Source organism: Pseudomonas sp. Sample_9, from assembly GCF_004307535.1.
GTDB lineage: Bacteria > Pseudomonadota > Gammaproteobacteria > Pseudomonadales > Pseudomonadaceae > Aquipseudomonas > Aquipseudomonas mercuritolerans.
In genome coordinates, this window is the sequence record NZ_RAZO01000380.1 from 29807 (window position 1) to 38581 (window position 8775).

Below are 8775 nucleotides of genomic sequence, written 5' to 3' on the forward strand. Positions count from 1 at the left end.
GCAGTTTGTCGAGGCTGACCTTGACCTGCACGGTGCCCGATTGCGCCGACACCGAGGGGGTGATTTCACGCACGGTGCCGGTGGTTTTGATCTCGGGGTTGTCGAGCAGGCTGACCACGATCGAGCGATCGGACGGCCGCTCGGCCAGCAGCGATTCATAGACATTGAATACCGCGTCGCGGTCGCCATCGCGGGCAAGGCTGAAAATCGGCGCGGTGGCCTGCACCACTTGGCCGACTTCGGCCTGGCGCTCGGTGATTACCCCGGGTGCATCGGCGATCAGCGAGGTGTAACTGAGCTGGTCCCTGGCGTTGGCCAACTGCGCCTGCGCCGCGCTCAATGCGCTCTGGCTGCTGCGCAGCGCGGCTTGCGCCGAATCGTATTCGCTCTGGCTGGTGTAGCCCTTGGGCAGGAGTTTTTGCTGACGCACGAAAGCGGCCGCCGCTTGCTTCACGCGGGCCTGTTCGGCGACGACTTGGGCTTGAGCGGAATCGACGTTGGTCTGCAGATCTTTCGGATCGAGTTTGGCCAGCACCTGTTTGGCGGTGACGCGGTCGCCGACATCGACCATGCGCTGGATGATCTTGCCGCCGACGCGGAATGAAAGCTGCGTCTGCACCCGCGCCTGCACGTCACCGGTGAGGGTCACCGCGGCGGCGTAGTTGGCCGGTTCGACCTCTTGCACAAAGACCCGTGGCAAATATTCCTGAGCAGGTTTCTTGTCGCCGCAAGCGCTGAGCAAAGTGAACAGACTCAGCATGACTGCTGTTTTCATTCCGGGACTTGCCATGCAGACTCCTTCCTGTGTACGAACGTGCAAGTGACGATACGACTGTGAGCTTAGAACAGGGTTCAACGTTCGCCTGAGCGATCACAACATTTCCGTGCAGGAGCTGCCGAAGGCTGCGATCTTTGCTTTTTCAAGATCAAAAGATCGCAGCCTTCGGCAGCTCCTACAAGGGCCGCCCGAAGAGAAGGAATTCCATGCTTTATACCTTGGCCGTGGCCAATTACCGCTCGATCAACAAACTGGTGATTCCGCTCGGGCGCCTGAACCTGATTACCGGGCCCAACGGCAGCGGCAAGTCCAACCTCTATCGCGCCTTGCGCCTGCTGGCGGAAACCGCCCAAGGCGGCGTGGTCAATGCGCTGGCGCGTGAAGGCGGGCTGGACTCGACGTTCTGGGCCGGACCGGAAACCATCAGTCGACGCATGCGCAACGGTGAGGTGGCGATCGAGCCGACGGTGCGCCACGGCGTGAAAAGGTTGCGACTGGGATTCGCCGGCGAGGATTTCAGCTACGCCATCGGCCTGGGCCTGCCGGAGCCAAGCACTTCATGCTTTGCCCTCGACCCGGAGATCAAGCGTGAGTGCATCTGGGCCGGCCCGGTGTTTCGCCCGGCGAGCCTGCTGGTCGATCGCAACGGTCCGATGATCCGCGCCCGCGAAGGTCGCGCCTGGGATGTGCTGGCGCAACACACGCCGAATTTCGACAGCCTGTTCGATCAGGTTGGCAATCTGCGCAGCTCGCCGGAAGTGTTCCAGATGCGCGAATTCATCCGGCGCTGGCGCTTTTATGATCACTTTCGCAGCGATGCCGACGCGCCAGTGCGTCAGCCGCAACTGGGCACACGCACGCCGGTGCTGCATCACGACGGTCGCGATCTGGCGGCAGCCTTGCAGACAATCATCGAGATTGGCGATCCGCAGGCGTTAACAGCGGCGATCAGCGATGCCTTTCCCGGTGCGCGGCTGAACATCGCGCCGTTGGCGGGTGGACGCTTCGCTATCGAGTTTTATCAGGAAGGCTTGTTGCGGCCATTGTCAGCGGCGGAGCTGTCGGACGGCACCTTGCGTTATCTGCTGCTGGTTGCGGCGTTGCTGACCCCGCGACCGCCAACACTGATGGTGCTCAACGAACCGGAAACCAGCTTGCATCCGGACTTGCTGCCGGCGCTGGCGCGCTTGATCATTCGCGCTTCGGAGCAGTGTCAGGTGTGGGTGGTATCCCATGCACGGCGCCTTATTTCGGCGTTGCAGGAAGATCCGCAATGCAATTGCATCGTGCTGGAGAAAACGCTGGGGCAGACCGGGATTGTCGGGCAGCGGGTGCTGGATGAGCCGGCGTGGCATTGGCCGGATTGAGCGGTGACTGAAAAATTCGCGAGCAGGCTCGCTCCCACAATCGTACGCGGTCGAATGTGGGAGCGAGCCTGCTCGCGAAAGCGATTCAAGCGTCACCGCTGAATCAAGGCACTAGCCCTGCCACTTGCCCCCTTCAACAATCACACTCTCAGGCCGGGTCTCATCGCTCAGTTCTTTGCGCACATATTGGTCATACAGCTTGAGCAGGTATTTCTCCTCGCCCAATTTGGCCAGCTCGGTATTCACCCAGTCACGCAACTCGAGATTGCCCTTCTTCACGGCTGGCGCAATCGGCGCCTCGGCTCCGAGCTTTTCTTCGAGCACGCGATAGCCCGGGTTCTGCTTGGCCCAGCTGAACAGCACCAGATTGTCCTGCGCATAGGCATCGCCACGGCCATTGGCCAAGGCTTGCAGCGATTCGGAGTTCTTCTCGAACTTGAGCAGTTTCCAGTCCGGGTGGTTCCTGGTCAGCCAGATATCCGCGGTGGTGCCGGTGGTGACAATCGTGGTGCGCGTCGCCAGATCATCCAGTTTTTTCACTGAACTGCCCTGCGGCACCAGCGCCTGCACGGCCACCTTGAGGTTCGGGTTGGTGAATTCCACCGCTTCCTTGCGTTCCGGGGTGACGGTCATGTTGGCGAGGATCAGGTCGACCTTGTCGCTCTGCAAAAATGGAATGCGACTGGCCGGCTCGACGGCGACGAACTCGACCTTGTTTTCGTCGCCGAGCAGATCCTTGGCGAAGCGCCGGCCAATGTCGGTGTCGAAGCCGACGTAGCGCCCGGCCTCATCGACGAAACCGAACGGGGGCTTGTCGGTAAATACACCAACGATCAATTTGTCGCGGGCCTTGATCTTGTCCAGATAACCCGAGGGCGCGGGGCTTTCGCTGACGACTTTCGGCTTTGGTGGCTCTTCGGTCTTACCGCAACCGGCAAGCAAGGCGAGGCTGAGCAGGGGCAGTAACAAAGCGGCAGTTTTCATAGCAGTTCCAGTTCCTTTTTCGGATTCGATTCTGGCGATGTGGCAACGAAGGAGAACTTCTCCAGAAACTGCTGCGCGCGTGCGGTTTGCGGGTTCGTAAAGAAAATCTCGGGTGGGGATTGTTCGAGGATGCGCCCGGCATCCATGAACACGATGCGGTCGGCCACCGCGCGGGCGAAGGCCATTTCGTGGGTGACGATCAACAGGGTCATGCCTTCGCGGGCCAGGCCTTGAATGACTTGCAGCACTTCCTTGACCATTTCCGGGTCGAGGGCAGCGGTGACTTCGTCGAAGAGCATGACCCGTGGATTCATGCACAGCGATCGGACAATGGCGATGCGCTGCTGCTGGCCGCCCGAGAGCTGACGCGGGAAAGCATCGCGCTTGTCCAGCAGGCCGACACGCTCAAGCAAGGCTTCGGCCTGCTGTTGCGCTTCGCGGCGCTGACGCTTCTGCACCTTGAGCGGGCCGAGCAGCAGATTGTCCAGAACGCTCATGTGCGGGAACAGGTGATAGCTCTGGAACACCATGCCGATCTGCTGACGGATTTCGCGCCAGTCGGTCGCCTTGTCCAGCAGTTCGCGGCCAAGTAATTTCAGACTGCCGCTGTGCGCCTCTTCCAGGCCATTGAGGCAACGCAGCAGAGTGCTTTTGCCGCAACCGCTGGGTCCGAGAATGACCACCACTTCGCCGCTCTGCACTTGCAGATCGATGCCATCGAGCACCTGCTGCGCGCCATAGAATTTGTTGAACCCGTGAAACTCGATCAGTGCGCTCATGCTTGCGTCCAGCGCCGCTCCAGCACGCGCGAAGCGGCCGAGAGCGGGTAGCAGATGAAAAAGAAAAACAGGAACAATGCTCCGTAGATCAGTACCGATTCGTAGGTGCGCTCGATGATCTGCTGGCCGACCTTGATCACATCCACCACGCCAATCAGCACCGCCAGGGAACTGGTCTTGATGATCCGCGTATAGACATTGATGGTCGGCGGCGTCATGCGCTTGAGCGCTTGCGGCAGCAGCACGTAGCCATAGAGTTGAGCTGCATTGAGGCCGATAGACAGCCCCGCTTCACGCTGTCCGCGCGGCAACGAATGCAGCGCACCGCGCGCTACCTCGCCAACTTCGCTGGCGCCCCACAGCGACAGCACCAGCACCGCGCACCAGAAGCTCGGCAGGCTCAGGCCGAAGAAAATCGGCAAACCGAAGAACAGCAGATACAACCAGACCAGCACCGGTATTGCCCGGAACAGCTCCAGATAGATGCGCAAAATCGCGTTCAGCCACGTGACGTTCAACGTGCGCAACACACCGTAGAACACGCCGCCGATCGTGCTGATGGCGATGCTCAGAAACGAGATCGACAGGGTTTGCCCGGCGCCTTTTGCCAGTTGCGGCAACGATATCCACAGCAGTTCAAGACCCGAACTGGCCATGCTGGAGCCTCCTTTCCAGACGGCCGAGCAACAGCGACAGCGGCAAGAACAGCAGCACGCAGATCAGCGTCAGCACGGCGAGCATTTCGTAGGTTTTGTAATAGAGCGCGATGTAGCTTTTGGTGGTGTAGAGGATTTCCGGCACCGCTACCGCCGAGACCACGGTGGTTTCCTTGAGCAGGAAAATGAAATTGGCGAAAAGCGAAGGCAGGCTGAGAATCCCCGCCTGCGGCAGGATCACATAGCGCAGCAACTGTCCGTGGGGCAGGCCAATCGACCGCCCGGATTCCAGTTGTGCCTGGGGCACCGCATCGACGCCGGCGCGCAGCACTTCGGTGAGATAGGCGCCGCCAAGGAAAGTCATGGTGATGATTGCCGCAGTGAAACCGGAAACCTGGATCCCCACTGCCGGCAACGCGAAGTAGACGAAGAACAGTTGAATCAGCAACGGCGTGTTGCGCGCCAGCTCTACGTAGAGGCCGACCATTTTCTGCAGGTATGGCGTGCGAAACACCAGAATCGTCGCGTTGAGCAGCGCGACCAGCAGCGAAGTGCCGATCGCGATCAAACCGACCTGCAGAGTCACGCCGACGGCTTTGAGAAAAGCCGGCAAGGTGCTGAGGATAAAGGCGTAGTCGAAAGTCATGAAGCGTCCTGACACTGCTTGGTAAGCGGCGATGATGCAATCCATGGACGGCGGATGGCTGTCCGGCAGGCACTGACTTTATAGGTATAAAAACAAGAATTTAAATACCGTTAAAGCATATTGATATCACCCAAAAAACTATCCTGTGGGTTTGCCGGGAAGGAATAAGACGGCTATTTTTCTTTGCGCTGTAGGACGGATCTTTTTTTCACGAAAGACCTCCAAGGAACCACAGCTTTTGGCCAGACTCTCCGGCCCATTCACCACAAGGAAGAACAACATGGACGTAAAAGTGCCGCAGCGGCTGGATCCGCAGGACATTGTAAAATTGCTGGTGGCGTTGAGACGGGCGTTGAAGACCACAGCGTAAATCAAAAGCCCCTCACCCCAGCCCTCTCCCGGAGGGAGAGGGGGCCGACCGAGGTGTCTCGCGTTGTACATCGACCTGGAAGATCTTGGCGATTATGGCTTGGCTGGGCTTCAGCGATGCTGGATTCAGAGCGATACGTTCAGGTCGGCGTATCTCTCGAATATCCCCGTATCGGTTCCCTCTCCCTCTGGGAGAGGGTTAGGGTGAGGGGCTTTTTAACGCACACACAAAAACGCCGATGACCATCAAGGCCATCGGCGTTTTTGCATCTGAAGCAGATTCACTCAAGTCAGATCAGAACGCCGGCAACACCGCGCCGCTGTACTTCTTCTCGATGAACGCTTTGACTTCCGGGCTGGTCAGCGCCTTGGCCAGTTTCTGGATCGCGTCGCTGTTCTTGTTGTCCTCACGGGCCACCAGGAAGTTCACGTACGGCGAGTCGGCGCCTTCGATCACCAGCGCATCTTTCTGCGGGTTCAGCTTGGCTTCCAGCGCGTAGTTGGTGTTGATCATGTCCAGATCAACTTCCTTCAGCACGCGCGGCAGCAGGGCCGATTCCAGTTCCTTGAACTTGAAGTTGTGCGGGTTCTTGGCGATGTCTTTCGGCGTTGCCAAAGCGTTCTTCGGATCTTTCAGTTCGATCAGACCAGCCTTCTGCAGCAGGATCAGGGCGCGACCGCTGTTGCTGCCTTCGTTGGGGATGGCGATGGTTGCGCCGTCCGGCAGTTCAGCCAGGGTCTTGTACTTGCTCGAGTAGCCACCGAACGGTTCAACGTGAACGCCCTGCACGGTCACCAGGTACTTGGATTTGTCATCCTTGTATTTGCCCTGGTTGAAGCTGTTCAGGTACGGCAGGGTCTGGAAGTAGTTGGCGTCGAGACGCTTCTCGCCAACCTGTACGTTCGGTTGCACGTAGTCGGTGAAGACCTTGATTTCCAGATCCACGCCTTCTTTGGCCAGGGTCGGTTTGATCAGCTCAAGGATTTCAGCGTGGGGCACCGGCGTTGCGGCAACCACCAGTTTCTCGCCAGCGTTGGCGAAAGAAGCCGTCAGTGCAGCCGCCAATGCGGTAAACAACAGAACCTTTTTCATGCAGTGTCCTTATCGAAAATCACGGTCGTCATCGACGACGGCATTTAATACGTGTGCCAGTGAAGTGATGTCGCTGGCGTGAGGCGGACAATACCCGTATTTTTTATTCCCGGACAATAACGTTTATTCAGCTTCATATTCCATTTTGTTCATGTTGAAAAAAATGTTCACACCGCCTCGCTCAAGCGAATCAGCCAATCTTTCAAGGCCTTACGCTCTGCACTGCTACCACCTATATGGGTCTGCCTGACCAGACGTTCGATCTGAACCTGCGGCGCAGACGCGTCAGGCAGGTTCAGGTGTTCCGGCAAAATCTCGTCACCGGTGCTGACCAATAGAGCGAAATGAATGACGTTTTCCAGTTCGCGAGTGTTGCCCGGCCAGCTGTGTTGTTCGAGTACATGCTGAGCGGCTTCGCTGATCAGCGGCACGGGCAAGTCGAGACGCTGGCTGTAGATGCCAAGGAAATACTCCGCCAGCGAGAGAATGTCGCCGGTACGCGCGCGCAACGCCGGCAGCTCCAGATGACCCTCGCTGAGGTAGTGATAGAGCCGCTCGTGGAATTTCCCGGCGTCCACGGCCTGGGCCAGATCGATGCTGGTCGCCGCCACCAGACGCACATCCACCGGGCTCGGCTGATGCGCACCGACGCGGGTGACTTCGTGGTTTTCCAATGCCGCAAGCAACTTGATCTGGATCGGCAGCGGCAGATCGCCGATCTCATCCAGGTACAAGGTGCCGCCGTTGGCCGAACCGAACCAGCCGGCGCGACTGCTGGCCGCGCCGCTGTAGCTGCCAGCGGCATAGCCAAACAGTTCTGCATCGGCGTAGGTCGGGCTGATCGCGCCGCAATTTACCGAAACGAACAGACCGCTGCGGTCGCTGGCGCGATGAATATGACGAGCGAGCAGCTCTTTACCGGTGCCAGTCTCACCGCGAATCAACACTGAAATCGAACGTGGAGCCAACTGCTCCAACTCCTCGCGCAATTGCCGCGAGCGCGGGTCGACAAACACCAGCGCCTTGGCGCGAATGCTCAGGGGACTTTTTTCCGCATCGGGAAAGGTCAGCAAGGGCTGACCGAAGGTTTCGAAACTCATGGCAGGCTCCCGCCCAAAACCGCCAGCCGACGGGGGCGTTGAATAATTAAGGTCAGGCGCGACGGCGGGCGTGGTGTTCCAGGCGGTTCTGCAGGCGATAGAGATAGGCGAAACCCTGCTCCCAACGCTGGTGCCCGGACTTGACGTTGATGTGCCCGGCCCCGGCAAGAATCCCCGCCTCCGCGCCCCAGTTGCGCGCCAGCTCCAAAGCGCGCGGCGCACTGACGGCGGCGTCGTTGTCGGAGCTGACGACCTGACTGGGGAACGGCAACAGGTCCGTCGGAATCGGCGCGAAATTGCGCAGTGCCGGCGCACATGCAGGGCGCTCGACATCGGCCGGCGCAACCAGCAACGCCCCGCGCACCTGACGCAGGTATTGCAGGGGCGCAGTCGCCGCCCAGTGGGCAACGGTGATGCAGCCGAGGCTGTGAGCGATGAGGATCACCGGGGTGCTGTCTGCGGCAATCGCTTCGGCCAGCGCCGCGACCCAGTCCTCACGGCGCGGCGTCAGCCAATCAGCCTGCTCGACCCGCGCGCTGTTCGGCAGGCTGTTCTGCCAATGGCTTTGCCAATGATCTTCTGGCGATCCCTGCCAGCCCGGCACAATCAGGTAACGGATTGATTCATTGCGCATGGGGAAGCTCTCCTGCGGCGTGTCTGTTCCGTGTCGAGTATAGGGAGAGGAGTTATATTCGTTAAGGAATAAGAAGCTATTTATTAAGACCTGTATCGAATATGTGATTTGTGTAGGGCATAAGATTCCTCCCCCTCACCCCAACCCTCTCCCCCAAGGGGGCGAGGGGGGAAAGGGAGCCGATCTTCAGGTTCTTCAAATCTTGAGTTCGACTGGATTTCTCATATCGGTGTATAGCCGCCAGACACCCCGGTCAGTCCCCTCTCCCTCCGGGAGAGGGCTAGGGTGAGGGGCTTTTTAAAAAACCGAACGCAAAAAAAAGGGCCGCACCCTGCCAAGGAGACGGCCCCGGAAAAACGAAAACCTGTC

9 protein-coding genes are annotated in these 8775 nt (G+C 59.2%); 1 reads left to right on the forward strand and 8 read right to left on the reverse strand.

The window, feature by feature from the left end:
* The coding region (locus D6877_RS21930) for an efflux RND transporter periplasmic adaptor subunit (RefSeq protein ID WP_130912095.1) at positions 1-790 on the reverse strand (790 nt) is incomplete at its 3' end.
* A 194-nt stretch (positions 791-984) separates the two neighbouring features.
* Between D6877_RS21930 and D6877_RS21935 the strand changes: the two genes are divergently transcribed.
* The gene (locus D6877_RS21935) at positions 985-2145 is read left to right on the forward strand and encodes an AAA family ATPase (RefSeq protein ID WP_130912089.1); all 1161 of its coding nucleotides are present in this window, start codon (positions 985-987) and stop codon (positions 2143-2145) included.
* Positions 2146-2256: 111 nt separating this feature from the next.
* Here D6877_RS21935 and D6877_RS21940 read toward each other — a convergent pair whose 3' ends face one another.
* From D6877_RS21940 to D6877_RS21970, 7 genes are all read right to left on the reverse strand, one after another.
* A complete protein-coding gene (locus D6877_RS21940) occupies positions 2257-3129 on the reverse strand; it encodes a transporter substrate-binding domain-containing protein (protein WP_130912090.1) in 873 nt (290 codons plus the stop codon).
* The gene (locus tag D6877_RS21945) at positions 3126-3908 is read right to left on the reverse strand and encodes an amino acid ABC transporter ATP-binding protein (RefSeq protein WP_130912091.1); all 783 of its coding nucleotides are present in this window, start codon (positions 3906-3908) and stop codon (positions 3126-3128) included. Before D6877_RS21945 ends, D6877_RS21940 begins: the two co-directional genes overlap by 4 nt.
* Positions 3905-4564, reverse strand: coding sequence for an amino acid ABC transporter permease (locus tag D6877_RS21950; RefSeq protein WP_130912092.1), 660 nt, complete (start codon positions 4562-4564; stop codon positions 3905-3907). The genes D6877_RS21945 and D6877_RS21950 overlap by 4 nt, the downstream gene beginning before the upstream one ends.
* Positions 4545-5210 carry an amino acid ABC transporter permease gene (locus tag D6877_RS21955; RefSeq protein ID WP_130912093.1) on the reverse strand — a complete coding sequence of 222 codons (666 nt, stop codon included), beginning with the start codon at positions 5208-5210 and terminating at the stop codon, positions 4545-4547. Before D6877_RS21955 ends, D6877_RS21950 begins: the two co-directional genes overlap by 20 nt.
* A 664-nt stretch (positions 5211-5874) precedes the next feature.
* Positions 5875-6672, reverse strand: coding sequence for a MetQ/NlpA family ABC transporter substrate-binding protein (locus D6877_RS21960; RefSeq protein ID WP_016772222.1), 798 nt, complete (start codon positions 6670-6672; stop codon positions 5875-5877).
* A gap of 167 nt (positions 6673-6839) precedes the next feature.
* Entirely contained in the window at positions 6840-7772 is a 933-nt protein-coding gene (locus D6877_RS21965) for a sigma 54-interacting transcriptional regulator (RefSeq protein ID WP_130912094.1), read from the reverse strand.
* Positions 7773-7824: 52 nt separating this feature from the next.
* Positions 7825-8406, reverse strand: coding sequence for an alpha/beta hydrolase (locus D6877_RS21970; RefSeq protein WP_007918704.1), 582 nt, complete (start codon positions 8404-8406; stop codon positions 7825-7827).
* Between the last annotated feature and the right edge of the window lie 369 nt (positions 8407-8775).